Genomic DNA, 26,347 nt, shown 5'->3' with positions numbered 1-26,347 from the left:
CGGCGGGCGCCCGGCGCGGCGGCCGGGCCCGGTCAGACGAGGCGGACAGTGTCCCCGGCGCTCACCGGGCCCGGCCGCACCACCGTGGCCAGGGCGTCCAGCCGGGCTTCGTGGGCGGCCGCGATCGCCCGCAGGACCAGCGGGGAGTGCGGCAGGTCCTGCTGGGCCTGGTTGGTCATGACGCACCGCTCGCTGGAGCGCACGAACTCCACGCACAGTCCGTCACCGATCCGCGCCGTACGTCCGAACCACTCGTCCTCCACGAACGGACGTGTGCCCGGCGGGGTCCTCACCAGCAGGTTCGGGCGGAAGCGGCGCTCGTCGACCGGGACGCCCGGGACGGCGGCCCGCACCCAGCCGAGTGTGGCGGTGGTGAGGACGCTGAGGGGGAGCTGGTCGAAGTGGGAGACGGTGCCCTCGCGGGCCAGTTCCACGTCGTCCCGGCCGAGGTAACGGCGGAGGTAGGCGTCCGGGTCCGGTACGGCGGTGCCGTGCGGGTCCAGCAGCCCGGGGCGGCCCGCCGGCCCGTCCGGGTAGCGGGAGCGCAGGTGCAGCAGGCCGGGCATGCGGCGGAAGCGGCGGGTGTTCTTGCCCGAGCCGAGCTTGCCCTCGGCGTCCCGCACGGCGAACAGGCGGTCGCCTTCGAGTCCGCGCGTGCCCACGTCCGCGCGCGGCAGCCGCTCACCACCCGTTGATTTGACGGGATAGCGCCAGATCGCCTCGATCGTTCCTATCACTCCGGTCATTCGAGGGACGATACTGCATGCCTCCTGCCCGATTCCGGGCAGGAAATGGGGAGTTCAACGTTCCGGCGGTACAGTGACCGTCCATGATCACTCTCTCCGCCCTGGGATCCTTCGCCCTGATCGTGGGGCTCCTCACCCTCACGCCCGGCCTCGACACCGCCCTCATCCTGCGCACCGCCGCCCTCGGCCACCGCCGGCGCGCCTGGGGCGTGGTGCTCGGGATCCAGACCGGCACCCTCGTCTGGGGCGTGCTCAGCTCGCTGGGCATCACTGCCCTGCTGACCGCCTCCCACCTCGCCTACACGGTCCTCCGCTGGGCGGGTGCCGCGTATCTGGTGTGGATGGGGGGCCGGATCCTGATACCGGCCCTGCGCCGGCGGGGCGGTGCGGAGTCCGGGTCCGCCGCCGCGGACACCGCGGAGGAGTCCCCGGACGCCGGTGACGGCTTCCGGGCCGGCTGGCGCCGGGGCCTCGTGACCAACCTGCTCAACCCGAAGATGGGCGCCTTCTACGTGGCCGTCCTGCCGCAGTTCATCCCGGCGGGCGCCCCGCACGTGGCGACCGGCACCCTGCTGGCCTGCGTCCACATCGTGTTCGCCTCGCTCTGGGCGGCCGTCCTGATCGCCTTCGCCCGGGCGCTCCGCACCACTCTGCAGAAGGCCTCGGCGCGCCGGGTCCTCGACCGGGTCACCGGCACCGTCATCGCCGCCTTCGGCGTCCGGCTCGCCCTCGGCGACTGACGAGCCGGACGTCCGTCAGGATGCCTTTCCCGGCCCGCCGGAACCGCCGCCGGAGCCGTCCGCGGCCTCCGGCGCCGGGCAGGTGAGCTCTTCCGGGATCTTCGTGCTGATCAGGTACGCGGTCTCGCGCCCGCGCGCGCAGGCGGAGTTGTACGAGGAGACGTGGCCGTTCACGTCCGTGACGAGCAGTTCGCTGCCGGCGATCTGGTGCTGGAGGCGGCGGCCTCCGGCCAGGGGCGTGGACGGGTCGTGCGTGTTGGCGGCGATCAGGACGGGGGGCGCGCCGCGCACCGGCGTCGGCTGCCACGGGCTGGTCGCCTCGACGGGCCAGTCCGCGCAGCTGGCGGAGATGACCCAGCCCTCGACGGCCGCGCCGGTGCGCGGGGCGGCCTTGCGGGCCCGCGCGAGGCGGTCGGCCGCGTCGGCGTAGCCGGTGAACTGCGGCGGGAGGTCCAGGCAGGAGACGGCGGTGTAGGCGCTGTCCTGCTTGCCGACGTAGCTTCCGCCTTCGACGAGGCCCGTGGCGTCGTTGTGCCGGTCGGCGGCGGCCAGTTGCTCGGCCAGCTTCGCCCACGCGTCGAAGCCCAGGGCGTCCTCCAGCAGGCGGACGCGCACGAGCTGGTCGGGCAGGGCCATGCGGATCCAGTCCCCGTTGACGGCGGGCCTCCCCTGCGCTCCGGGTGCCGGGATCGGGGCGCGGTCGGCCCGGGCGACGACCCGGTCGTAGACCTTCCCCGCGTCCTCACCGTGGAGGGCGCACGCGGTGTCCCGGGCGCACCAGGCGGCGAAGCGGTCGAACTCGCCCTCCATGACGGTGGCTTCTTCGAGCATCAAGCGGGCGGCCCCCGAGGCGTGGTCGAGCGGGCCGTCCAGGACCATGGCCCGGACCCGGTGGGGGAAGAGCCGGGCATAGGTCGCGCCGAGGTAGGTGCCGTAGGACACGCCGAGGTAGGTGAGGCGCCGTTCACCGAGCGCGGCCCGGAAGGCGTCCATGTCGCGGGCGACGGAGGCGGTGTCGACGTGGCGGACGAGGTCGCCGTGCCGGGCCAGGCACCGCTCGCCCCGGGCCCGGCTGTTCCGCTTCATCTCCTCGAACTCGCGGGCGCTGCGGGGCAGGACGACCTGGCCGGGGTCGAGGACGGGTCCGCAGTCGAGCGCCCGGCTGCCTCCGGTGCCCCGCGGGTCGAGGCTGACGATGTCGAACCGGTCCCGCAGCGGCTCGTCGAACAGCATGTCCGCCCTGCCGTAGGCGAGCATGGAGGCGCCCTCACCGCCGGGGCCGCCGGGGTTGAAGAAGAGTGAGCCGATGCGGTGCGCCCGGTCCCGGGCCGGAACCCGCGTGACCTTGACGTCGGTCCGTTCTCCGGCCGGCTTCTTCCAGTCGAGCGGTACGCGCATCGTGCCGCACTCGACCGGGTGTCCGGCAGGTGCCTCGGCGCACGGCCGCCACGCCACAGGCGACGCCGGGGCGGGAGCCGCCTGAGCTGCGGAAGCTGCTTGAGCGGCGGGAGTTGCTTGAGCGGCGGGAGCGAGGGCGGTCGTCGCGAGCAGGGTCAGGGCACCGAGGGCCACGCCGTGGCGTACGGGCCGCGAGGTGCGCCGTTGCCCGGTCTCCTTCATCACCATGGGCCTATCCCAGCCGGGTTGCGAGCGCCCGGCAAGCGTGATTTGCGGCACCTTGGGCGGCAACGGCACCCTGTATAACAGCCTGCATGGCACACATATCAGTACGGCGTTCCCTGGCACCGGCGTTGAGCGCGACGCTCGCCCTGACCGCACTCCTGGGCCCGGCGGCCGCCGGCGCGGCGGCCACGTCCGCGACCGCTGACCGGACCGCTCCGGCCGCCGCCGACGACCGCGCCGTGGTGGCCGGCCTGGAGCGGTACGCCCACCCGCTGCGCAGCGCCGGGCCCGGCGGTCCCTCGGACGACCTGGACGCGTTCGGGGCGATGACCCGGGGTGCGTCCGTCGTCGGCATCGGTGAGGCGTCGCACGGTTCGGAAGAGCTGTTCACGGTCAAGGAGCGGCTGTTCCGGCAGCTGGTCGAGCGCGAAGGCTTCTCCGCGTACGCCATGGAGATCAGCTGGTCGGCGGCCACCCGGCTGAACACGTACCTTCTGACCGGCAAGGGCGACGTCCGGCAGATCATGCGTGAGGAGTTCCAGGACGGGTACTCCCTGCTGAACACGGAGGAGCTCGCGCACCTGTTCGGCTGGATGCGGGAGCACAACCGCACGAGCCCGCGCCAGGTCCGGGTCGTCGGCATGGACTTCTCCGACGCCGGTCCCGAGCAGCACGAGCGCATCCTCACCTGGGCCGAGCGCAACGAACCCGCCCTCGCGCCCGGACTCCGCCGCCACTACGCCGCACTGCGCGCCCTGCCCACCGGGGTGGCCACGCGCATGGCCGCCTACAACGCCCTGCCGCTCGCCGACCGGAAGTCGATCGCGAAGGACGCGGCGGCCGCTTACCGGCTGCTGGCCGGGGCCGCGAAGCAGGACCCGTGGGTGCTGCAGGAGGCCCGGGTCATCGCACACATGGCCACCGAGTACACCACCGACTGGAACGACCCGGCCCAGGCGAGGGCCGCGAGCCGCAACCGCGACCGGATCATGGCCGAAACCGCCGTGTGGTGGCAGCGGCAGACCGGCGAGCGGATCGTCGTCTCGGCCCACGACGGCCACGTCTCCTACGAGTCCGTCATGCCCGAGGTCTACCCCGTCACGATGGGCGCCGACTTGCGCGAGCTCGCCGGCCGCGACTACCTCGCCGTCGGCACCTCCCTCTACGGCGGCGACTACCGCGCCAGGACGGCGACGGGCGGCTCGGGGACGTACAACGTCGGTCCCGCGGCACCCGGCAGCAACGAGCACACCCTCGACCAGGTGCGCTACCGCGACTTCTACGTCGACCTGCGCAAGGCCGGCCGCGACCCGGTCACCGGCGGCTGGCTGAACACGGCGCGCCCCACGTTCGTCATCCCCGGCCGCTACCCCAACCAGCCGGCTCCGCCGCTCGCGCTGGGCCGCGCCTTCGACGTCGTCGTGCACCTGCACCACGTGCACGCGTCCGTGCCGGCGCCGGAGTAGCCGTGTGCGCGGCCCTGTCTCAGGACAGGGCCGCGGCCCGGCGCCGTACGAGGAGCCACTGCACGACGAGGGTCACGGTCACGTACAGCCAGAGGGTCGAGGGCCCGAGCAGCCCCGTACCCGTGGTGTGGTCGATCCACTTGTCGAAGCCGATGTGCACCGCGACGGAGACGAGCCACAGGGCCGTGGTGGCGGGCGTCCCCTGACGCATGGCCTCGCCGCCGGGCGCTCTCCACACCTTCACGGTGCGGGCCCGCAGCACGCCGAAACCCGCCGCCACGGCGAGGCTGACCGCCACGACGGCGACGGTCGCGGCGCCCAGCGGATGCTCCTTCACCACGGAGGCCACGCCGAAGGCGGCCGCGGCCGCCCCGAGCACCCCCAGGAATCCCAGCAGCACCACCGTGCTCCTCGCGCGCACCGGCCGGGTGCGCAGCTGCCGCCGTATCACCAGTGCGGCCACCACGAGCGTGATGACGACGCTGCCTTCGTTCATTGCCGGGTTCCCCCCGTTACACCGTTCATGACGGCCCGTGAGCACTTGTGGAGGAGCGCCGCGTGAGCCATGCGCAGAGGTGAGCGCTCCGTAGACGTATCAGATCATCACGAGGCACACGAGTTCCCCCTACGGGGTGGTTTCGACTCCGGTCACCGGCTGCCACCCGTGATCTTCCGGTTGTCTCTCCGGGGCCGCGCATTCGCGCGGATCAGCGGACCGTACGCCGATAGGGCGGTACGGCCGATGCGCCCGACGCAGAGGAGCAGAGGGACACGCATGGCAGACGGGACAGTTCTCTTCGCGGTACGGGAGACCCCTGAGAGCGGGAGCACGGGGGCGGAACAGCTGCGCCGGATCCGCAAGGAGCTGGAGGCCGCCGGGTACGAGGTGCGCTGGGCCTCCACGAGCGACGACGCGCGGGCGGTGCTGCGCACCGAGGCCGGTCTGGCCGCCGCCGTCGTGGACTGGACCCTTCCGCGGGGCGGTGACCGGCCCTGGGGCGAGGCGGCGAACGAAGCGGAGGACGGGGCGAAGGACGGGGCCGGCGGCGATCCGGGCGGTGCGGACGTGCTGCGCGTGGTGGGCCGCCGCTTCCGGGACCTGCCCGTCTTCCTGATCACCCCCGGCGAGGACCTCGACCACCTGCCGCTGTGGGTGGCCGAGACCGTGATCGGCTACATCTGGCCGCTGGAGGACACGGCGCCGTTCATCGCCGGGCGGATCGCCCGGGCCGCCCGCGGCTACCAGGAGGACCTGCTCCCGCCGTTCTTCAAGGCGCTGCGCCGGTTCGACGACACGCACGAGTACTCCTGGCACACCCCGGCCCACGCCGGCGGCGTCGCCTTCCTCAAGTCCCCGGTCGGGCGGGCCTTCCACGACCACTTCGGGGAGCGGCTGCTGCGCAGCGACCTGTCGATCTCGGTCGAGGAGCTCGGCTCCCTCTTCGAGCACACGGGCCCGGTCGGCGAGGCCGAGCGCAACGCCGCCCGCATCTTCGGCGCCGACCGCACCTACTTCGTGCTGCACGGCGACTCGACCTGCGACCGCATGGTGGGGCACTTCAGCGTCACGCGCGACGAGATCGCGCTGGTGGACCGCAACTGCCACAAGTCGGTCCTGCACGGCCTGGTCATCTCGGGGGCGCGGCCGGTCTACCTCGTGCCCACCCGCAACGGCTACGGCCTGGCGGGCCCGCTGCCGCCGGCCGAGGTCGGGGCGCAGTCGGTCGCCTCCCGGATCGCCCGGAACCCGCTGACCCGGGGCGCCGTGTCCCCCGAGGCGCAGTACGCGGTGCTCACCAACTCCACCTACGACGGGCTGTGTTACGACACGCTCCAGGTCGCCCGGGCCCTCGCCCCGAGCACGCCGCGGGTGCACTTCGACGAGGCCTGGTTCGCGTACGCCCGGTTCCACCCCCTCTACGCGGGGCGTTACGGCATGGCGGTGGGCCCCGGCACCTTCCCCGGGCCCGAGCGCCCCACCGTCTTCTCCACGCAGTCCACGCACAAGCTGCTGGCCGCCCTGTCGCAGAGCGCCATGGTGCACGTCAAGCCCTCGCCGCGGGCGCCGGTGGAGCACGAGCGGTTCAACGAGGCGTTCATGATGCACGGCACCACCTCGCCGCTGTATCCGATGATCGCTTCCCTGGACGTGGCCGCCGCGATGATGGACGGGCCGCAGGGCCGCTGGCTGATCGACGAAGCGGTGACCGAGGCCGTCCGTTTCCGTCAGACGGTGGTGCGCACCGGCCGGCGCATCGCGGCCGCGGGCGACCGGCCCGGCTGGTTCTTCGGCGTCTGGCAGCCCGACACGGTCACCGACCCGGCCACGGGCGACCGGCTGCCCTTCGCCGACGCCCCGGCGGAGCTGCTGCGCACCGAGCCGTCCTGCTGGCAGCTGGAGCCGGGCGCCGACTGGCACGGCTTCCAGGGGCTGGCCGAGGGCTACTGCCTGCTCGACCCCGTCAAGGTCACCCTCACCTGCCCCGGCATCGACGCCGCCGGCCGGATGTCCGACCGCGGCATCCCCGCCCGCGTGCTGACGGCCTATCTGGCCACCAGGAACATCGTGGTGGAGAAGACCGACAGCTACACCACGCTCATCCTGTTCTCCATGGGCATCACCAAGGGCAAGTGGGGAACGCTGATGGACGCCCTGATGGACTTCAAGGCGCTCTACGACCAGGACGCGCCGCTGGAGCGCGTGCTGCCCGGCCTCGTCGAGGCCCACCCCCGGCGCTACACCGGCGGGACGCTGCAGGGGCTGTGCCAGGAGATGCACGGGCACCTGCGCGAGACGAACCTGGTCGAGCTGCTCGACACCGCCTTCCAGGACCTGCCCGAGCCCGTCACTCCGCCCCAGCACTGCTACCAGCAACTGATCCGGGGCGGCACCGAGCGGGTCCGGCTGGCCGACGCGGCCGGCCGGGTGGCGGCCGCGATGGTCACGGTCACCCCGCCCGGCATCCCGGTCCTGATGCCCGGTGAGAACACCGGCGGCCCGGACGGCCCGCTGCTGCGTTACCTGGGCGCCCTGGAATCCTTCGACCGGCGGTTCCCGGGCTTCCACAGCGAGGCCCACGGCGTCACGATGGACCCGGACAACGGCGACTACCTCATCGAATGCGTGCGCCGCATCCCGGCCCAGCAGTCCGGGCACGCGGCCGGGGAAGGGCGGGAGGCCGCGTCGGCGGCGGACCCGGCCGGGTCCGGGGCGGGCGCGGACTGATCCCGGCCGGGGCGGCGGGGGCGGCGAAGCGGCTCAGCGCGTCTGCGGCCGTACGCCGATCACCGCCGTGCCCGCAGCGTGCGTCGCCCGAGGCGACCGCCGTCGTGGAGGCGGTGCCGCACCGCCTCCACGACGGCCGGCACGGCGGCGTGCGGGCGTACGGTGTGCGCCTGTTCCGGGAACAGCTCGTCCCGCGCGGCGACAGCCTCCTCGACGGACCTGGTCAGGCTCACGCCGCGCTCAAGGACTGACACTCTGTCCGCGGCAGCGCTCCGCACCAAGCCCCACAAGCCCCGCGATAGCCGCCGGCGGCCGACCCGGCGGGTCTGGAAGGATCCTCCGCATGACCTACGGAATCGAGTCCCACCCCGCCTGGTGAGCAGCCAGGAAGAGCGCAGCGCGCTCACCCCTCGGATCTCCCTTTACACCTACGCCCTGCAGTTGCACGACGCAGAGCCCGACGGCCTCCTCCCCAGGGGTGGCTACCGCCTGCCGGACCCTGATCCGGCCACGGCGACCACGGCCCCGGCCCCGCCCGGGCGGCCCGGCAGCGTCGACCGGGCCGAAGCCCGGGCGGCCCGGCAGCGTCGACCGGGCCGAAGCCCGGGCGGCCGCGACGGACGCCATCGTCCCGCTGCTGACCGAACCCGACACGGTCCGCGCCGCCGACGAAGTGCACCGCCGCCTCCACGAACTGGGCGCAGGCGTCAGCCACGTCCGGCACGCCCTCGCCGAGCTGCCCTTGAAAGATGAAGCGGCGGCCCGCGCCCTCGGCCGCTGTCTGGTCCGTACGGGCACGAGTGCACCGGCCGTGAGCGTCGGACTCGGCCTTCTCGCCCGTCTCGGCGAGCCCGAGGACGTCCCCTGCCTCAAGGTCCTCGGCCTCTTCCGGACGTTCACCCGCCCGGTCATCACGGCCCTCACCTCGATCGACTGCCCGGCTGCGGCCCTGGTGTGGCTGAGCCGGTACATCGAGGGCCGGGAGCTGCGCCGCCTGGTCGACGCCCTGCTCGCCCACGACGACCGGGCGGCCCGCGCCGGTCTGCTGGCCGTCTCCCTCGACCGCCGCGCCGTGGGGTCCGCAACCGCCCGCAGGATTGCCGAGGCCGTCATGCTCGACGATGTCATCAGCGATGATCCCGTCGACGCCCGCCCCCTCGCCCAAGCGGGACGCCTGCTGTCCAGGATGGCCGGGGCGGGCACCTACCAGTGCGAGATCCTCGCCTACGACCGGGCCGTCGCCGCGTACGAGGCCTTCGTCACCCGTGCCTGCCGGCTGCGCCCCGGGGTCGACCACTACGCGATCCTTCTCTCCGTCGCCCTCGACCTGCACAGCGGACCCGGTGTTCTCCTCGACTGGCGGCCCGGGCGACGCGAAGCGCTCCTCGACATCCTGGAATCCCTGCTGACCTCACCCGCCTGGGCCGCCGCCGTACCGGCCGGCGACCCCGCAGATCCCACCGAGCCAACCAAATGCGCCGACCGCACCGACCGCCGCAGGGTCCACTGGATACGCCGTGCGGCACGGCAGCCCTTCACACGCCCGGCGGCCCTGCGGGCCACGGCAGAACCCCGGGAAGTGCAGCTCACCGAGGCGTACTGCACCGAGGGCTGCTGCGGCGCCCCCTACGTCACCATCCGGCGCGACGGGGACCACGTGGTGTGGAGCGACTGGCGCCACCCGGACACCCTGCCGTCCGAGCAGCCCGCGCCCGTGCTCCCCGAGTACCGCTTCGACGCGCCCGCCTACGACGCCGAGATCGCGCGCCCCGAGAACGACCACTCCTGGGCATGGCCGGCCCGGAACGCCGCGCGGCTGATCACCGCGGGGTTGCGGGACCGGCCCGGCATCCTCGCCCGGTGGGACGCCCGGATGGACTGACGCCGGGAGCCACGGAGCCGGCCCGCACCCGGGCGCGCGCCCTGACTGTCGGGCCGTCAGTGCCGGGGCGCGACGCGGTGCCGCGCCCCGTGCCCGCGCATGGCTGCTGCCTGTTGCTGGAGGAGGGCCGCGATGTGGTTGAGGTCGTCGAGGATGCCCAGGAGGCCCTCGATGTCGGGTGCGGAGGCGCCGTTGACACCGATGAAGAAGGTGTGGCGCCGGCCGTGGCCGGTGTCGAAGTAGCCGGCCAGGGTGTCCCCGCCCACGGCCCCCCGGTCGTTGACGGCGTCGAAACCCGCGACCGTGCCGGGCTTGACGAAGACCTTGCCGTGGGCCGGGCAGGTGGCCGCGCGGGTGCAGGAGCCGGCGAGCGAGCCGTCCACGCCCAGGATCGGCAGGGCCCTGCGGAACCGGGCCGCCTCGGGGGTGCGCTCCCGGAACCGCAGCAGGCGGGGGAACGCCCCGGGGTGACGCGGTCCACGGGGTTGCCGCCGCGCCCGTCCAGGAGTTGCAGCTGACGCGGGTCGACCTCGGCCTTACGGAGGAAGGCGGTCAGCGACCGGAAGCCGTCGTCGCAGCGGTGGCTTCCGGCGTGCACGGCCATCAGGCAGATGCTCAGGTTGGCGCCGAGGTTGTGGCTGACCTTGAGGATGACCTTGGCGTATTCGGTGTAGGGCGGGGACACGTACGCCGCGACGCGCTCCGTGCCGCTCCGGGCGCGCCGCAGGAGGCCGGCCGGGTTGGGCCCGGTCGCGGGTGCGTGGACGGTGACGCCTGCGCGGCCGAGCGCCTCGATGAGGGCGATCCGCCCGGTGCCGGTGCCCCACGGCCAGCACGGGTGTGGTGAACCGCTGGCCGCCGCCGAGGGTCCGCCAGGTGGCCGAGACACTGAACAGCTTGGCCGCGGAGCCGGGGATGAAGAACTCACCGGCCTTCTCCGACCGGACGGTGCGCCCCTTCTCGTCGACCTCCAGCAGGCCCCACCGTGCGTGCGCGTACGCGGGTTTCCGCATCACCGCCTCGACGGCGGCGCCCGGCCCGCGCTCCCGGCCCGCCACCACGGGTCCCGCGGACGCCGCCGTCACCGCGGTGATCACAGCGATAGCGACCCCCGCCCGTGTCCGCCATCCCCGCGTGAAGCCTCTCATTGCGCCACCGCCGCCTGTTCCCGGTCCGGGCTCCGCCACGGACACCGGGTCCGCGCCGATTGCGGCAGCCGTACCGCGCGAGGCGGCCCGCCGAACCTCCCGCCCGGCATCTTCACCCGCGTGAGCCGGCCCCGGCGGGAGGGGCAAACACCGTCAGCCCAGCGGGCACGCGCCAGTCGGGACGACCCGCGTGATACAGCACGTCAGACGGACCGTCACGCAGGCACGGCCGCCCCGAGCGAGACCGACGCCCGGTGGGCCACCTCGGCGGGGGCCGCGGCGATGACGCCGTCGAGCGCGGCCCGGGAAGTCTGCAGGTCGGTGATGGCGCGCGTGATCCGGTCGCGTTCCCTGCAGAGGTCCGCGAGCAGGTCGGAGCAGGTGGGAACGAGCCGCTCGCCCTGCGGATCCCCACGACTACTTGACCCTTACATCGATGTCAGAGTCTAGCGTCCGCGGCATGAGCAAGAGCTTCCTCCCGCTCGCCGCCCTGAGCGCGAGCGTCTTCGTCGTCGGCACGGCCGAATACCTGATCTCGGGCATGCTGCCGCAGGTCGGATCGGACCTCGGGATACCGGAGGGGACGGCCGGGCAGTCCGTCACCGCCTACGCCCTCGGCGTGGTGATCGGCGGCCCGGCGATCACGATGCTGACCTCCCGGCTGCCCCGCAAGCGGCTGGCCGTGGGGCTGATGCTGCTGTTCGCGGCGGGCAGCGTGGTCTGCGCCCTCGCCCCCTCCTTCGGCGTGCTGGTGACCGGGCGCGTGGTCTCGTCCCTCAGCCACGCCGCTTTTCTGGCGGTGGCGATGGTGATCACGACCGGTGTGGTGCCGCCGGAGAAGACCGGAACGGCCATTGCGACGGTCGCCTCCGGCTTCGCGGTGGCCACTCTGCTCGGCGTACCGCTGGGCTCGTTGCTGGGGCAGAGCGCCGGATGGCGGGCTCCCTTCTGGGCGTTGACCGCCCTCGCCCTGACCGCCGCCGCGCTGCTGGCCGCCGTGCTGCCCGAGCAGCCGGCCCCGGCGACGCGGCTGCGGCCGCGGGACGAACTCCGCGTGGTCACCCGCAGGCCCGTCCTGCTGGCCATCGCCGCCACGGCGGTCGGCTTCTCGGGCGTGACCACCGTCTTCACCTACCTCGCGCCGCTTCTCGGCCGGGTCGCGCACTTCTCCCCGGCAGCCGTCTCCGGGCTCCTCCTCGCCTACGGCGCGGGCAGCGTCCTGGGCAACCCGGTGGCCGGAAGGCTGACCGACAAGTCCCTGTCCGCGACCGTACGAGGCGTGTTCGGCAGCCTGACCGGCGTCCTGGCCCTCGTGCCCTTCGCGGTCGTATGGCAGCCCACCGCCGTGCTCGTGGTCCTCGGGCTCGGCCTGCTCGCCACGGCCACCATCGCCCCGCTGCAGGGACTGATCCTGCGGTATGCGGGGGCCGCGCCCACCCTGGCCGTCGCGGTCAACGCGGGCGCCTTCAACCTGGGAGCGGCCGCCGGATCCGCCCTGGGCGGGGTGCTGGTCGCGGCGGGTGCGCTGCGCTGGACCGGCCTTGCCGGGGCCTTTCTGAGCGCGGCCGGCCTGGCCCTGACCTGCCTCGTACTGCCACGGGCGGCCGGGAGCGGCAGTCCGGACCGGCCGAGGCACGCCTCGCCCTGCTCGCGCAGCCGCTCGGCCGGCGCGTCGGGGCCGAAGCCCTATTGATAGTTACTGCTCAGTTTTTCTATAGTCGAGCCCGGCTCAGCTCAACTCAACTCACCCCCGGTTCCTCTCAGTTGAAAAGGCCAGGTCGTGACGCTTCGGCGACGGCTCTGCCCCCCGATCTGCCCCCGACGAACGGAATGACGGTGCGCATACGCAAGGCGCTCTTCGCGGCAGGCCTGGTCTCCGCGCTCCTGGCCGGCGGCTCGCAGGTGCCGGCCGCCGCCGCGGGGGCGCCGGCCCCGGCCGCGGCCCGCCTCGGGTCGTGCGAGCGGCAGGCGAGCGTGGAGGTTTTCCGCAAGGGCGGCATCCCGGTCCTCGACTGGCGGGAGAACCTGGAATTCGACGGCCGCGGCATGCTCTGGGTGTCCCACCTCGTCAAGAACCGCGTCGAGGGATACGCCCCCGACGGGACGCTGAGGACCAGCTTCCCGGTGAGCGGCCCCGGCGGTCTCCGGCGCGGCCCCGACGGCATGATGTACGTCAACTACGGTGTGAGCCCGCTGGCGACGGACGGCGGCATCATGCGGTTCGACCCGGCCGCGGCGACGCCGGTGCCCGAGAAGGTCGTGGGCGGGATCCGGGGCATCAACGGCCTGGCCATCGATGCCGCCGGCAACTTCTACCTCAGCCGCGAGCTCACCACCGGCATCGTGAAGGTCCGCCCCGACGGCACGAGGGACGAGGAGTGGACCCGGGCCGCGGATGTCTTCGGCGCCAACGGCCTGGAGATCGCCGGCGACCTGCTGTACGCGAGCGCGATCACCGACACTTCGTCCCCGGTCTTCCGCATCCCGCTGAACGACCCGGCCCGCCGTACGACGGTCACGCGGCTCAGCAGGAACCTCCTGGACATCAAGCTCCTCGACGACCTCACCTACGCCGACGGGAGCCTGGTCGTCGCCTCCTTCCGCAACGGCCAGCTCATCCGGGTGTACCCGGACACCGGCCGCTCCTGCGTCCTGGCGAGCGGGCTGCACATGCCCAGCAGCGTCCGGGTCGCCCGCGCCTTCGGCGAACACAGCGCCCAGCACGCCCTGTTCGTGGTGGAGGCCTCGGGCCGCATCCTGAAGGTGACCCTCCGCTGATCCCTCGACCCCTCCGGGTTACTGGTCGGGCTGGCCGGGCTGGTCGGGTCCCATGGGTTGCGGGGCGGGCTGCCGGAACGGCGTGCGGAGATCACTCACGTTCCGCTTGCCCTCGCCCGCGGCGTCCCTCACCAGACCGAGCGGGGCGTAGTGGTACTCGACGCCGTGCGGCTCCCTCTGGTCCGGCTCTCCCTGCTCGTCCTTCGGCCACTCGGCTTCGCCGGTGACCACGCGCGCCGGGATCAGCCAGTGATCACCGGTCCGGTACTTCTTTGGCGTCTTCGCGTCCTGGTCCGCACCGAAGCGGATCCGGACGCCGTCCTCGAGGTCGATCCAGCCGTTCTGCTCGACGAGGAGTGTGTGCCGGCGCACGTGCGGCTGCTCCTCGGCCCCCTCCTGTGCCTTCTTCGGCTGCGTCGGCTCCGGGCGGTGGTCCCAGCGGCGCAGGACGGGGTGCAGCGCGGGGTCGGTGCCGAGGCCCGGCTGATGGTGGTCCTGCGAGGGGTCGGCGTGCAGGACGACCTGCCGGGCGGTGTGGTCGGCCTCCACGACGCGGTACAGGCTGGTGTGCGTGCCGGGGATCTCGTCCGCGGCGGCGCGGCGGACCGTCGCGTCGTCGACGATCTCGACGACGTCCCCGGCCTCCACGCCCAGCCGCCCGTCCCGGCCGAGGGACTCCAGCTCCAGCGTGGCGCCGGCGGCCGATCTGATCGGGAGGACCACCGAGGCGTTCTCCCTGGACCATTTGAACGTCGCGGTGCCCGCGGTGCCGCCTTGATGGATCTCCACGCGGTAGAGCTGGTTCTCCGGGCCGCGGTAGCCGGACTCGGGGGGCAGGTCGCAGGGGGCGGCGCCCTCCTCGGGACGGGTGACCCCGGCGGCGAGCGTGCCGCGGGGCTCGAACCGTTCGTCCAGCTTGCTCTTGAGGAAGAGCCCGGCTTTCAGGGAGAAGATCGTGGGATCGGCCGGCATCCAGTCGAGCTGCCAGACGACGCGGGTCCGCACGCTCGTGTCGGGGCCGTGCAGGCCCAGGGCGACCTCCCGCAGAGACGGTTCCTGGGCCGCTGTGACCAGCTGTTCCCAGACCCTCAGATAGACCAGGAACATCCCCTCGGGGAACTTCTCGGCCTGCTCCGGGTCGCGGGGAGGGTCGGGCTGGCTCCGGAAGTCGGTCGGCTCGCACTCGCACAGAATGCCGTCGACGTACATGCGGCCTCTCGTCACGGAGAAGGTGCCGTTCTCGAACGCGACCTTGAAACCTCCGGCAAGGTTGCCGTCCGGACCGGTGGAGTACACGGCCGGGCCGAAGAGGTCGGTAACGAGGGTGCGCATGTAGTGCATCAGGATGGCGGTCTGCTCGTTGAGGTCCGCGTCGAGCTGGACGCGTCCCTGCTGGGCCAGGACGGCCGAGAACCGCCGGTCCTTGTCGAACGTGACGCGGGAGAAGTCGCCTTGCATGGGTGTTCGGGCTCCCTGGTTGAACCGCGGTGGGGGCAGGTGGGTCAGATGGGGGTCAGGTGGCGAAAAGGAGGGCGGGGTCGCAGCCCGCGGGGGCGTACTCGGCGAGGCGCGTCCGCAAATTGTCCTCTCGCTGCGGCTGGAAGAGGTCGTGCAACGCGCCGGGTTCGGATCCGTCGTCCGCACCGCGGCGGATCGCGTCCGGGCAGCGGTCGGCGAGCTGGAGGTATCCGGGGGTTCCGTAGCGGGTGCTGGTGAAGCGCAGCGGCGCGGCCGCGGCCGTGCCGGAGTACTCGGGTTCGCAGTGGAAGCGGCGCGGGGTGCGGGATCCGGGCGGCAGCCAGCAGAACCGTACGCAGCCGGCCGCCCCGTGCACCACCTGGACGTCCCCGTCGAACAGGCAGTTCTCGGCCAGGTCGACGGAGTGGACGTGCACGGTGCCGATGACCGTGGTGCGGTGGGCAGTGAGGACGGCGGGGGCGGGACGGTCCTCGGGGCCGGTCAGGGCGGCGGAGGTCCGTGCCGTGGCGTCGAGGGCGCTGTCGGAGAGGTGGATCCGCTGGAGCTCGTCGGCCGGCTCGTCGCGGCGGACGACGACGGTCCCGAGCACGCTGTGCTCGACGCGCACGTCGGCGGGGGTGTCGACGAGTTCCAGGCTCGGTTCCTCGGGCTGCCGCGGGCCGCACCGCTCGTCGAGGTCCCAGCCGGGCACGAGGGTGCAGTGCCGGACGAGGAGTTCCCCCACGTCGCCGCGGACCCGGATGCTGCGCCCGGTGATCATCAGGCCGTCGAGGACGACGCAGGGCGCGGGCCCCTTGCCCCTCCCGGTGCCGGTGATGCGGAGGGCGTCCGGGCGGCTGCCGGACCAGTCGAGGAGGCGGAGGACGGGGCGCGCGCCGTCGGCGGCCCTCAGGACGAGCCGGCGGCCCCGGTCGAGGGAGAGGTCGAGGACGTCCTGGTGGATGTCGTTGCCGCTGATCTCGATGATGTCGGAGGGCTTCGGCCCGGGCTTCCGGGGCGGGGCGGGCCGGTGCCCGGCGCGGAAGCGGCCCTGATGCGGTCCGGTCTCCTGCTGCGGTGTTCCTCCCGCGGCACCCTGCTGCCGGGCCGATGCTTCGTGCCACCGGTCGTGGTCGGCGCGCCACTGCTCGACGGCGTCCATGATGCAGGCGTACTGCTCGCCGGGGCCGACGCGGTAGGGCCGGGACTCACCCTCGGATACCACCGCGTACGGGCGCGGGTACTCGCCGCCGCCCAGGTCGCTCGCGGCCCCGTGGTGGTAGGTGACCCGGACTCCCTGCTCCGGGGCCTGCCGGGCGGGGAAGGCGATGCGGCCGAGGACGGGGTCGACGGCGACCTTCCCGTCCGGGGTGCGGTAGTCCCAGCCGGACAGGTCGGCGGAGACGATCCGCTCCGGGGCCACCGGCGGTGCGTCCTCGTCGCCCTCCCACACGCAGATGCTCTTGCCCGGCCCGTAGTAGTCGTGGAGGCGCTCGGTGAGGGAGCGCCGGCCGATGGGAGCCGGGACGTTGAGTTCGCCCGCGATGTGGCAGGGGGACGGCTCGGGCACCGGCAGGGTGAACAGCTGCGTGTCGTTGCCCAGCACGCTGAACGTGAAGCGGTACGCGGCCCGGTCCAGGCAGAAGGCAGGGGCCCGCGTCTGGGAGTGGGCCCGCAACCGCCAGACGTGGAGCCCGAGTCCGGGGATGGTGTACCGGCCCGCCCGCCGGGTCCCGCAGGCGCGCGCCACCTCGGCCGTGTGCGCGAGCTCGTCGAAGGGACCGTCGGCCCGGTTGAGCGGCTCGGTACGGCGGAGGTCGGCCAGCCCGCCCCGGCGCAGGCGGCGCGCGGTGTCGTGGCCGTCGGCGGTGAGGCGCCGCACCGGCTGCGTGAGGGCGAGCAGCCGCCGGTGCTCGACAGCGCGCGCGGGCCAGTCGGCGACGTCGGCGGCGAGGTCCTCCAGGAGTGCGAGGGTGCCCTTGCGGCGGCGGTTGGCGACGGTGTCGGCGACCTCGCGGCGCGGCGCGGCGGAGGCGAGGAGCCGGTCGCCGCACTCCCTGCTCTCGGTGAGGGCGGCGGCCGCGCCGGGCGGGAGGGCGTAGCCGATGAGGGCTCCGAGGTAGGGGACGACCCACTCGGCGCAGGTCTCGACGAACCAGTCGTCGTACATGCGCTCGATGTCGGCCTCGACGACGCTTGCCTGTTCGGCGATGACGGACAGCAGGGCGCGCAGCTGACCGCCGTTGCGTTCGTCCATCCTGCGGTGGACGGCGGGCAGGAGCTCGTAGAGCCGGTCGGGGTTCACTGGATCCTCCGCAGGACGAGCGTTTCGGGCACCGCGGGGTCGAGGACCACGAGCTGGGCGGCGCGCAGACCGCGCCCGACGATGAGCTTGGTCCCGAGCTTTTCCAGATCGTCGGTGGGCACGGCGCCGGGGTTGAGGGCGACGAGGCGGTCGAGGCTCAGTCCGTAGCGCAGGGCGACGGAGGTGAGGGTGTCGTGCTCGAAGACGAGGGCGGGGGTCTCCCGGTAGCCGGCGCCGCGGGCCGGGACACATGGGGCCGGCCGGGCGAGCTGTTCGGGGAGGTTCGTCAGCCCGAACGTGTCGATGTCGTCCGGGATGCCCCCGAAGACGTCCACGTCGACGTGGTCGACGCCCGGGACGGCTTGGGCCTCGGCGATGACGGTGCTGAGGTGGACGGGCTGCGCGAGTTCTGCCCGCGCGAAGCCGAGGGCGTCGTGCAGGGCGCGGCGCACGGCGGGCTCGACGTCGTCCCACGTGTGGTTGGGCAGGACGCGGATGCCCGCGGAGACGACGAGGAGGACCCGCTCGCGCAGCGCCACGACGACCGGCAGCGCCGGGTCCCCGTAGCGGTTGAGGGCGGCTTCTAGGGAGGTGAGGAGCGGCGAGGCGGGCCCGACGGAGGTGTCACCGGCGGTCGCGACGGTGACCTGGACGACGCGGCGCCCGGTGTCCTGGCAGTACTGGGCGGAAGCCTTGCCGATGCCCGCGTAGGAGCGGGCGAAGTCCTCGTGGTCGCGCAGCGACACGATCCGGTCCAGGGCGCGCAGCCGCAGGGGCACGCGGCTGCGGGTGTCGTCCGGGCCGTCGGCGTCCGCCCCGCCGGTCGCCGGGACCGGGTTGGTGACGGCACTGACGCCCAGGGGTCTGCTGACGACCTGGTTGACCTGGCCGGCGGGCAGGTTGCCGCCGCTGCCCGCGCCGACGCGGTACGTGGCGGAGACGTTCTCCGTCCCGGTGTGCAGCCGCGCCCCGTGGACGCCGTCGCCGAAGGTGACCGCGGCCTCGCCGTCCGGGCCCGTGCGCAACCGGTATCCCTGGTCGGCGGGTCCGAGTTCGGTGAGGTCGTCCGTCTCGTGCCAGGCGACACCGCCGACCCGGACGGTCAGGGTGCCGCCGGCACCGGTGGGCGTCGCCGCGGGCAGCCAGGTCAGGGGGGTGCGGCGCAGTGCGAAGGTCTGCCCGGCCTGTGCGGCGTCGCCGCTGCCGATCACCTCCCCCACGCTCTCGCCCGCCGTGGCGGGGACGACGTTGCCCTGGATGACCACGCTCTCCCGCCGGTAGCTGTAGGCGAGCTCAGTGGTCAGGACGAGGGTGGTCCGCAGCCGGTCGCCCGGGCGTTCGAGGTCGGTCCGCTGGTGCACTCCGCCGAGCATGACGAGTTCGGTGCCGCGCACGCCCGTGGCGTACGGGACGTCGGTGCGTTCGCCGGAGACGACGAGCCACCGCCCCGGGGCGAGTCCCTCGCGGGTGTCGTCGAGGGTGATCTCACGGCCCATGACGTCGCGGGTCACGGGCACTTCGGCGGGGGTGAGCGGCTCGCCGGCGGCCCAGACGGTGACGTCCTGCCGGTTCTCGCCCATGTACTCCGGGGGAAGGTCCGACGTCAGGGTCAGGCGGGTCACTTGGAAGACCAGGTTCCCGCTGTTGGCGCGCACGGCGTGCCGGGTCACCGAGTCCACGGTGCGTACGAGCGAAGGGACGGCGTCGCTGCCGCTTTCGAGGACGATCGACGTGCCGGGAAGGATGGTGTCGTAGACGGCGTCGAGGGTGAGCCGGCGCGCGTTCTCGCCGTCCAGCTTGATGGCCTCGTCGTCCAGCTTCTTACCGATGGTGGCGCCGTAGGGCGCGGCTTTGACCCGGAGCCACCGGATCTCTTCAAGGGCCCCGACCGGTGTGACGGACGCCGTCCCCATGGCCTGGTAGAGCTGTCCGGCGAGCTGGGGGCGGGTGGCGGCCAGCAGCCTGAGCGGAACGTCGGAGCCTGCCTCGTACAGGTTGGCGATGGACGTGGTCAGCTCGCTCCGGCCGGCAGGGGGGCGGGAAGGGGGCCGGGCGAGGGCGGCGAGGACGGGGGTGAGGCCGAGCAGCGCCTGGCCCTCGCGCCCGCCCTCGCGGGTCTCGCCGCCGTTGCCCCCTGCCGGCGGTTGGCCGAGGTGGATCAGGGCATCCAGTTCGGGAGAGTCCGTCGCCCGGGCCGCCGCGATCCGGAGCCCTCTCGCCGCCGCCGCGACCGGATCGAGCAGCTCCGAGGTCGCCTGGTCGCCCTGCTTCCTGGCAATGGCGAGGTGCTCGTCGAGCCGGTTGAGCGGTTCGAAGAGGTCGGCGAAAGAGGCCGGCTCCCGTCGGAAGCCGGCTCCTTGGGGGGCGGCTCCTCCGGTGCCGGCCTGCCGGATCGGTTCGAGCACGTTCGCCGTGACCGTGTCGCCGACTGCCCGCTGGGCCATCGCCTCGCCGACGGCCGTGCCCAGGGCCGCGGCGGCGTCGGCGTATTCGTCCTCGGGCGTGGCCGACGCGAAGTACACGGTGGTGCGCTGGTGCTCCGGGTCGGCCTTGCTGTCGTGGACGGTGCGGACGGTGAAGACTTCCGGGTCGGGGAAGGAGAACAGCACCCGGTCACCGGGGCGCAGGCCCGCCTGGAGGCCGGCGAGCTCCATGGAGCGCATCGTTTTCAGATGTTCGACGTCGAGGTCGGGCGGCTCGGTCCGGCGGACGGGCAACTGGTTCCATTCGGCGCGGGCGTGGAGGTCCTCCGACGTCTCGAAGGTCTGCGGGAGAGCACCCGGCAGGGGCGTGCTCTTGACCTGCGACCCGGCCGGGATCGTGGCGCGGCCGCCGGGATCGAGGGTGTACGCGAGGAAGGTGCCGGCGCCCAGCGCGGGCCGCGGGCAGTGGCCCACGAGCCGGCCGAGCCGGGTCAGGGACTCCGGTTCGGTGGCCGTGCCGAGGTAGCCCTCGTTGGTGATGCGTTCCTGGTAGAAGGTCAGGATGTCGCCGATGACGGCCCAGGCGTCCAGCAGCGCGACGGACGGGTCGTCGGCCTCACGGTGGGTGAGACGGGCGAGCTGCCGGCGGTCCTCACCCGACAGGCGGGCGAGCATGGCGTCCAGGAACTGTCCGTGGGTGCCGGCCCGGCAGGACAGCGCGGGCAGGCCGGGCCGGTTCCAGATACGCGCGGGGCCGGCCGGGCCGGTGGCGGTGCGGCAGCCGCAGCGGCAGGTCGGGCTGCTCATCGTCCTCCTTCGAAGGTGAGGTCCAGCAGGCCGTTCTCCGGCCGGGCGCTGTCGTCGTCGAGCCGGGCGATCTCCAGCGCCCCCACCCGCAGCACTCCGTCGTCCGGGACGGCGGGGCCGGTGCCGTGCAGACGGCGCAGGCGGGTCACTCCGGCGTGCCGCACGCCGGGGACGGCGACGACCGCCGCGATCAGCCGGCCGGCGGACACCGGGGTGCCGAACGACAGGGCGTCGGGGTCGAAGAATCCCCGTCCGCCGCCGGGCAGGGGGCCGGGGCGCAGCGCGCTCAGCACGGCCTGCTTGACGTGCCCGGCGATGTGGTGGGGATCCACCCGCACCGTCAGGGCGACGTCAAGGGGCACTTGGACGGCCCGGCCGGTGACGACGTCGTGGCCGATGCGGCGGTAGCGGTACAGGGCCTGCCGGACGCCGTCGAGCAGGTCCTGCGGCACGTCCGCGGTGCCCTGGGCGTCCAGGGCGACGTCGGCCTCGTACCAGCTGCCGTTCCAGCGCAGGGCTGCGGCCGCACGCTGGACGCCCGGCTGCTGCTGGGCCAGCGCGGCGTAGTCGTCGGCGGTGATGGCGCGCAGGAGCCTGCGGAAGGGTTCGCGGGGCGCGGCGCGGCGGACGTCGGCCACGGGTTCGGGGTCGGTGCCGCCGGTGGCGGGCAGGGGGTTGCGGACGCGGAGGATGCCGCCGGGCCGGAGCGTGCGGAAGGCGACCCGGTTGACCGCCTCGGGGCCGACGTTCCCCGCGCGGCCGTTGCCGACGCTGTACTCGGCCCGCAGCCTCGTGCCGGGGGCGGGCAGGCAGCCCGCCCTCCCGTCGCCGAACCTCAGGGTGATGACGCCTTCGTCGTCGGTCTCGGCCACGACGTTCCGGGTGCGGGGGCCGCAGCTCAGCAGATCGCGGCAGGGTGCCCAGGGGGTGGGGTCCCCGGTCTGCGTGCGGGCCGGCTGCGCCGTGGGGTCCGCCGGGGGCTTGCGGTTCTTGCCGTGTCCCGGCCGCTGCCCCTGCCCGTGGTGCCCTGGTTCCTCCTCTTCCGCGGGAGGCAGCGGGCGGAGGAGCAGCCGGGGCAGCGCGGCGCGGGGGTCGGTCCGCAGGGCCCGGACGGCCGGTCCGTGCAGGAGCGGGGAGCCGGGGAGGAGGGCTTCGGCGTCCGGGCCCCAGCTCCGGGTGAGCTCCCCGGACACGTCCTCCTCGGACAGGACGTATCCGGAGCGGGCCTGCTGGATCAGCGTGGCCAGGCGCCGGAGCTTGGCGTCGAGGAAGTGGTCGAAGCGGGCGAGGAGGGTGGCGAGGGCACGCCGGCGGTCCTCGTAGAGGCCGGCCGCGCGCAGGGTCTCCTTTCCGAAGAGAATCGCCAGTGCGCGGTCGTCGTCGGTGGTGGCGGTGTGCCCCGCTGCGGTGTCACCCGCGCCGTAGCGCGGGGAGCCGAACCCGGCGTCCTCCCGGGGGTGGCTGCGGGAGCCGGCGTCCGCGTCATCCCCGGGGTACGTGTCGTCTCCGGGACGGCTGCGGGAGCCGGCTCCGGCGGCGCTCCCGGCGGCGCCCTCGGCATGCAAAAGGTTACGGATCCGGTCGCGCGCCCGTTCCGGCAGCAGCGCGAGCTGCCGTGCCTGTGCGGCGGCGATGCCGGCAGGGTCGGGAAAGGGGGCGGACCAGGTGATGCCGGTATCGGGCAGGAGCGGGGCGAAGGGCCTCCCGTCCGTCCGGGGGCCGGGTGCGGTGAGCACCGGTGCGGTCGCGCCCGTCCCCCAGGTGTTGTCCAGGCCGTGTTCGACGAGCACGGCGTTGCCGCGGGCGACGGCCAAGGGGAGGGTGCTACCGCGGGTGTTGAGGTGGAGGGGGAACGTCAGGGCGTCCTCGGGGTCCCAGGCGACGTCCACGACGGGGACCTGCTCGACGGTGTCGATGCGCGGCGTGACGCTGGTGAGGCGGACGGCCTGCCGGTGGGCGGGGTCGGCGTCGTCGACGGAGCCGGTGGCCGGGCCGCGCTCCTCTTCCAGGATCAGGACGTCGCCGGGTACGAGGTGCAGGATCCGGCGGGGATACCCGTCCTCCCACGTGCCGTCCCGCAGGGTGGCTTCGGTCGCGCCCACGGGCAGGTGGCACTGCTCGTTGCCCCAGGCCCACAGCTCGATGCGGCTGTGGGCCGCGCGGAGCCGGATCCTGCGGTCCTCCAGCGCCCGGAAGCAGACCTGCTCCCGGGCTCGTAGGGCATCACCGGCGATCACGGGTTCCGTGTCCGGGAGCCGCCCGGGGGGCACGACGGCGAAGGCGAGTTCCGCGGGGTGGGCGACGTTCACGTCCGTGCTGGTCTCCACGCAGACGAAGGTCCGGGCGGCGCAGCCGTCGTGCATGGGGTAGTCGACCAGGCGGGCGTGCCTGCGGACGGAGGTCCGCAGCCGGGCGGTGTCCAGGTACGCCTCGGCGGCGACGGCGTCCTGCTGGTAGCTGAGCCGGTCGCCGACGTGGGCGAGGATCTCCACCAGGGTGATGCCGAGGTCCGGCACGTGGCGCTCGGTCCAGTCCGGCATGGTCAGGGCGAGCCGGTCCAGGAGGAGGCGCCGGAAGCCGGCGTAGTCCTTGGCCAGGTAGTCGATGGCTGGCGCCGGGCGGCCCGGGGGCGGGGGCGGGCCGCCGCCGGGCCGGCAGTCCAGGCCGGTGGGGCACTGCTGACGGAAGCCGAACTCGTGTACGGCGTAACGGGGGTCGAAGGCGTCGCCGAGAGCGACCAGCCGGTAGGTGGAGATGTCGCCGCGCCGGTCGAGGGCGAGGTGCACGTCGGTGACGGGGTCCCCGTCGGCACAGCCGTGGAGCGTGGCGGCGACGATCCGGATGCCGGTGACGCGCCGGCCGCCGTCGATGCGGAAGCTGTGCCGGTCGATGCCGGGCGGAACGGCGCCGAACAGTGTGACGGTGATTCCGTGCTGGTCGGCGTCGACGGTCACCGAGTCGATGCCGGCCAGCCCTGCCCGGCGCAGGGAGGCGCGGCGCCGCTCGTCGTCGCAGACCGGGCCCGGAGGGTTCATGCCGCGGTCCCCCCGTCGACGACGATGCTGTGGCGCTGCCCCGTGGCGGCGAGCCGGTAGCTCAGCGAGACGGTGAGGACCGACTCCTCTGCGGTGACGACGAGGGACTCCACGGAGAGCAGGTCGCCGAGCCAGCGCTGCAGTGCGGCCTGGGCGGTCAGCTCCACGGTGGCCGCGAGCTCGGGGCCGTTGGGGGCGAAGACCAGGTCGAGCAGCCCGCAGCCGAAGTCGGGGCGGTTGACGCGCTCGCCGGGAGTGGTGAAGAGCACGATCTCGACCATGTCGCGGACGTGGTCGGCGTGGCCGGTCTCCGCGGTGCGGCCGCGCTCGTCGATGCGGTAGGGGAAGTCGATGTCCACGGTCCGCTCAGCTCGCTCTCACCTTGATCTGCATGGCCTGGACCATCGGGGGTCCGGGGGCGGGCACACCCGTGCCGGCGCCGGGCCCCGGGGGCGGGGACGGCTGCACGAGGACGGGGCGGCCGCCGGCCAGCACCCGCGCGGAGAACTGGAACCAGCGCACCGTGGCGCACGGGGCCGTGGGGGAACCGGTCAGGCCGCACCCCCCGACCACGAGGACGTCCGCGACCGTGGCGACCGGCTGGAGGCCGGCCAGCACCTTCAGCTGGGTGGGCGCGGGCAGGGTCACGACGCCCGGCGGGTGGGCGCACATCATGACGGCTCCGGCGTGCAGGACCAGTCCGGGCATGACCCACCCTCACCCCACGACCTGCAGCGAGGTGCCGTTGATGCTCACGACCGGCCCCTCCAGCTTGATGCTGGCCAGCCCGGGCCCGCAGGAGAGCTCGATGCCCAGCGCGGTGATCTTGATGTAGGGCCCGGCCTCGCCCAGGAACTGCAGCTTGATGCCGCCCATCGGCGCCTGCGCGTCGCTGATCACCAGAGCCTTCTGGCCCGGGGTCGCCAGCACGATCTGCGGGGTCCCCGGAGGCGAGGTACGGGCGGCCGGGGGCACGTCCCCCGCGCCGCCGCGCCAGAACCCCACCCACACCGCCCGGTGGGGATCGCCCTCCAGGAACTGCACCCACACGCCCGAGTTGACCAGCGGCACCACGTACATGCCGCTGGCGATGCCCGCGACGGGCGACAGCGGCGAGGCCCAGATGCCGGGCTTGTTGCCGAGCACCTCGGGGACGCGCACCAGCAGCCGCCCCTCCTGGAGCGGATCCTCGTTGGACACGACCACGCCCTGGTGCAGGCCGTGGAACCGCTTCGTCGTCGGGGCTGTCATGGGATCACCACCGGTGTGTTCGAGACGAGGCCCTCGCGGGTCAGGCTGAAGCTCTGCTTGTACTCGCCGCGCTTGACCTCGTGCGTGACGCTGCTCACGTACCACAGGCCGTCGTAGGCCAGGCCCGCGCCGCGGACGCCCACCAGGCGCCGGGCGCTCAGGACGTGCCCGTAGCGCAGGACGTCCAGCCGGCCCTGGGCAGTGACGACGTCGCTGGACCGGGCGCTCTTGCCCAGGCCCATCAACAGGATCTCCGGGAGGGAGCGGCCGGTCAGGTCGGGCAGCGGCTCCTCCTTGAACGCCGGCGCCGGGCGTACGGCGAGGGGCGGCCGGAGGGGGGTGGCGTCCGGGACCGGAACCGGGATCACCTGCTTGCTGATGGGCTCCGTGACGCCGATCGTATAGGCGGTGCGGCCCAGGCCGTCGTAGCCGAAGCTCAGCGATTCGACGTTGGTCGCGGCGTCCGAGTCCACGGTGAGCGCGGGCTGCGGCACGCCCGCCCGCACCTCCGGCCCCCAGTAGGCGATGTTGGCTCCCGGGAGGGGGCCGGAGTCGATGTAGAAGACGTAACCGACGCTCGTCGCGAGGGACTTGAGGTACACCAGGTCGGTGTCGCACTGGACCGGCGGCGTGTCGAGCGGGTTCGGGAGGTTGTCGAACAGGGGAGGGACGGCCAACGGCACGATGCCGTACTCCATATAGGCCGAGCACACCGTCATGACCTGCAGCGCGGACGCCTGGGCGGGGTAGGACTCCTGCTTCGCCTTCTGGTCCATGACGATGGAGATGTCCTGACCCGTGACCGTGAGCGTGGAGCTCCCCGGAGACGATCCGCATGCCTGGTCCTGACGTGTGATCAGGCCGTCCGTCAGCACGTGCGGCGTGCCGCCGACGACGGCCATCACGATGATGCGGGTCTGCGGGTCCAGCATCCCCAGCGGGAGCATCTCCCGCATCACGGCCGACCGCTTGCCGAGCGCGAACGTCAGCTGGAAGCCGCTCGCCCCCTCGCTCGCGGTTGTGACCTGCACGGACCGCAGGGCGTCGAGGAGCGAGGCGGGCGCCGGGGTGGGCACGTACTTCCCCGTGAGCAGCATCAGTTGCAGGCTGTGGGTCATCCCGGGGCGCCCCCCGCCGCGTACGCGCCCGGCACCCCCGCGGGCAGGGTGATCCGCAGTCGCCGCCCCGGCAGAGCGGTGAGGTCGTCGGGGCGCAGCACCCGGTGGCCGTCGGCGATCCGCCAGTCCTGCTCGGGGTCGCCCAGGTGCCGCGCGGCGAACACGTCGAGCCGCTCGCCCACCCCGACCGCCTCCTCGCGGACGGTCACCAGCTCCTCGGGGTGCGGCGGGAAGCGGCGCCGGACGTAGGCGACGGTCCGCCCGTCCGGGCCGGTCCAGGTGGCGGTGGGGAGCCCGTGGTAGCGGCTCGTGGACTCGAACATCGGCGTCTCCTCGGTTCC

At 73.6% G+C, this 26,347-nt stretch carries 20 protein-coding genes; 6 read left to right on the top strand and 14 right to left on the bottom strand.

Going from position 1 to position 26,347, the window contains the following annotated elements; translation table 11 throughout:
* Nucleotides 1-32: 32 nt before the first annotated feature.
* Entirely contained in the window at nucleotides 33-746 is a 714-nt protein-coding gene (locus ACFZCD_RS08615; protein WP_391829060.1) for an MOSC domain-containing protein, read from the bottom strand.
* An 83-nt stretch (nucleotides 747-829) separates the two neighbouring features.
* Here ACFZCD_RS08615 and ACFZCD_RS08610 point away from each other — a divergent pair, with 83 nt between their 5' ends.
* Nucleotides 830-1,486 carry a LysE family translocator gene (locus ACFZCD_RS08610; protein ID WP_391829059.1) on the top strand — a complete coding sequence of 219 codons (657 nt, stop codon included), beginning with the start codon at nucleotides 830-832 and terminating at the stop codon, nucleotides 1,484-1,486.
* A gap of 15 nt (nucleotides 1,487-1,501) precedes the next feature.
* On the opposite strand, the gene ACFZCD_RS08605 is transcribed toward ACFZCD_RS08610, so the two are convergent.
* Nucleotides 1,502-3,112 (bottom strand): alpha/beta fold hydrolase, encoded by a 1,611-nt coding sequence (locus ACFZCD_RS08605; RefSeq protein ID WP_391829058.1) that lies wholly within the window; start codon nucleotides 3,110-3,112, stop codon nucleotides 1,502-1,504.
* A gap of 86 nt (nucleotides 3,113-3,198) precedes the next feature.
* Between ACFZCD_RS08605 and ACFZCD_RS08600 the strand changes: the two genes are divergently transcribed.
* Nucleotides 3,199-4,575 carry an erythromycin esterase family protein gene (locus tag ACFZCD_RS08600; RefSeq protein ID WP_391829057.1) on the top strand — a complete coding sequence of 459 codons (1,377 nt, stop codon included), beginning with the start codon at nucleotides 3,199-3,201 and terminating at the stop codon, nucleotides 4,573-4,575.
* A 19-nt stretch (nucleotides 4,576-4,594) separates the two neighbouring features.
* On the opposite strand, the gene ACFZCD_RS08595 is transcribed toward ACFZCD_RS08600, so the two are convergent.
* The gene (locus tag ACFZCD_RS08595) at nucleotides 4,595-5,071 is read right to left on the bottom strand and encodes a hypothetical protein (protein WP_391829056.1); all 477 of its coding nucleotides are present in this window, start codon (nucleotides 5,069-5,071) and stop codon (nucleotides 4,595-4,597) included.
* 279 nt (nucleotides 5,072-5,350) lie between these two features.
* Here ACFZCD_RS08595 and ACFZCD_RS08590 point away from each other — a divergent pair, with 279 nt between their 5' ends.
* Nucleotides 5,351-7,801 carry an Orn/Lys/Arg decarboxylase N-terminal domain-containing protein gene (locus tag ACFZCD_RS08590; protein ID WP_391829055.1) on the top strand — a complete coding sequence of 817 codons (2,451 nt, stop codon included), beginning with the start codon at nucleotides 5,351-5,353 and terminating at the stop codon, nucleotides 7,799-7,801.
* A gap of 59 nt (nucleotides 7,802-7,860) precedes the next feature.
* Here the strand turns inward: ACFZCD_RS08590 and ACFZCD_RS08585 are convergent, their stop codons facing one another.
* Entirely contained in the window at nucleotides 7,861-8,034 is a 174-nt protein-coding gene (locus tag ACFZCD_RS08585; RefSeq protein WP_391829054.1) for a hypothetical protein, read from the bottom strand.
* A 245-nt stretch (nucleotides 8,035-8,279) separates the two neighbouring features.
* On the opposite strand from ACFZCD_RS08585, the gene ACFZCD_RS08580 reads away from it, so the two are divergent.
* Nucleotides 8,280-9,683 carry a hypothetical protein gene (locus tag ACFZCD_RS08580; protein ID WP_391829053.1) on the top strand — a complete coding sequence of 468 codons (1,404 nt, stop codon included), beginning with the start codon at nucleotides 8,280-8,282 and terminating at the stop codon, nucleotides 9,681-9,683.
* A gap of 56 nt (nucleotides 9,684-9,739) precedes the next feature.
* Here the strand turns inward: ACFZCD_RS08580 and ACFZCD_RS08575 are convergent, their stop codons facing one another.
* On the bottom strand, nucleotides 9,740-10,129 hold the full coding sequence (locus ACFZCD_RS08575) for a hypothetical protein (protein WP_391829609.1): 390 nt from the start codon (nucleotides 10,127-10,129) through the stop codon (nucleotides 9,740-9,742).
* Nucleotides 10,130-11,291: 1,162 nt separating this feature from the next.
* On the opposite strand from ACFZCD_RS08575, the gene ACFZCD_RS08570 reads away from it, so the two are divergent.
* The gene (locus ACFZCD_RS08570; RefSeq protein ID WP_391829052.1) at nucleotides 11,292-12,524 is read left to right on the top strand and encodes an MFS transporter; all 1,233 of its coding nucleotides are present in this window, start codon (nucleotides 11,292-11,294) and stop codon (nucleotides 12,522-12,524) included.
* 143 nt (nucleotides 12,525-12,667) lie between these two features.
* The gene (locus ACFZCD_RS08565) at nucleotides 12,668-13,609 is read left to right on the top strand and encodes an SMP-30/gluconolactonase/LRE family protein (protein ID WP_391829051.1); all 942 of its coding nucleotides are present in this window, start codon (nucleotides 12,668-12,670) and stop codon (nucleotides 13,607-13,609) included.
* Between the two features lie 18 nt (nucleotides 13,610-13,627).
* Here ACFZCD_RS08565 and ACFZCD_RS08560 read toward each other — a convergent pair whose 3' ends face one another.
* Genes ACFZCD_RS08560 through ACFZCD_RS08520 form a run of 9 tightly spaced genes read right to left on the bottom strand, consistent with a single transcriptional unit; the run spans nucleotide 13,628 to nucleotide 26,329 of the window.
* The gene (locus ACFZCD_RS08560; RefSeq protein ID WP_391829050.1) at nucleotides 13,628-15,067 is read right to left on the bottom strand and encodes a DUF6519 domain-containing protein; all 1,440 of its coding nucleotides are present in this window, start codon (nucleotides 15,065-15,067) and stop codon (nucleotides 13,628-13,630) included.
* Between the two features lie 55 nt (nucleotides 15,068-15,122).
* A complete protein-coding gene (locus ACFZCD_RS08555) occupies nucleotides 15,123-17,372 on the bottom strand; it encodes a hypothetical protein (RefSeq protein WP_391829049.1) in 2,250 nt (749 codons plus the stop codon).
* Nucleotides 17,369-20,602, bottom strand: coding sequence for a putative baseplate assembly protein (locus ACFZCD_RS08550; protein WP_391829048.1), 3,234 nt, complete (start codon nucleotides 20,600-20,602; stop codon nucleotides 17,369-17,371). Before ACFZCD_RS08550 ends, ACFZCD_RS08555 begins: the two co-directional genes overlap by 4 nt.
* Nucleotides 20,599-23,637: a putative baseplate assembly protein gene (locus tag ACFZCD_RS08545; protein WP_391829047.1), complete on the bottom strand. Its 3,039-nt coding sequence runs from the start codon at nucleotides 23,635-23,637 to the stop codon at nucleotides 20,599-20,601. The genes ACFZCD_RS08550 and ACFZCD_RS08545 overlap by 4 nt, the downstream gene beginning before the upstream one ends.
* Entirely contained in the window at nucleotides 23,634-23,996 is a 363-nt protein-coding gene (locus ACFZCD_RS08540; protein WP_391829046.1) for a GPW/gp25 family protein, read from the bottom strand. Before ACFZCD_RS08540 ends, ACFZCD_RS08545 begins: the two co-directional genes overlap by 4 nt.
* A 7-nt stretch (nucleotides 23,997-24,003) precedes the next feature.
* Nucleotides 24,004-24,345 carry a hypothetical protein gene (locus ACFZCD_RS08535; RefSeq protein ID WP_391829045.1) on the bottom strand — a complete coding sequence of 114 codons (342 nt, stop codon included), beginning with the start codon at nucleotides 24,343-24,345 and terminating at the stop codon, nucleotides 24,004-24,006.
* A 9-nt stretch (nucleotides 24,346-24,354) separates the two neighbouring features.
* Entirely contained in the window at nucleotides 24,355-24,888 is a 534-nt protein-coding gene (locus ACFZCD_RS08530; protein WP_391829044.1) for a phage baseplate assembly protein V, read from the bottom strand.
* The gene (locus ACFZCD_RS08525; RefSeq protein WP_391829043.1) at nucleotides 24,885-26,006 is read right to left on the bottom strand and encodes a hypothetical protein; all 1,122 of its coding nucleotides are present in this window, start codon (nucleotides 26,004-26,006) and stop codon (nucleotides 24,885-24,887) included. The genes ACFZCD_RS08530 and ACFZCD_RS08525 overlap by 4 nt, the downstream gene beginning before the upstream one ends.
* Nucleotides 26,003-26,329 carry a LysM domain-containing protein gene (locus ACFZCD_RS08520; protein WP_391829042.1) on the bottom strand — a complete coding sequence of 109 codons (327 nt, stop codon included), beginning with the start codon at nucleotides 26,327-26,329 and terminating at the stop codon, nucleotides 26,003-26,005. Before ACFZCD_RS08520 ends, ACFZCD_RS08525 begins: the two co-directional genes overlap by 4 nt.
* Between the last annotated feature and the right edge of the window lie 18 nt (nucleotides 26,330-26,347).

Origin of the sequence: Streptomyces sp. NPDC008001 (assembly GCF_042958085.1) — a bacterium.
Lineage (GTDB): Bacteria > Actinomycetota > Actinomycetes > Streptomycetales > Streptomycetaceae > Streptomyces.
This window is presented reverse-complemented; position numbering and strand designations above follow the sequence as displayed.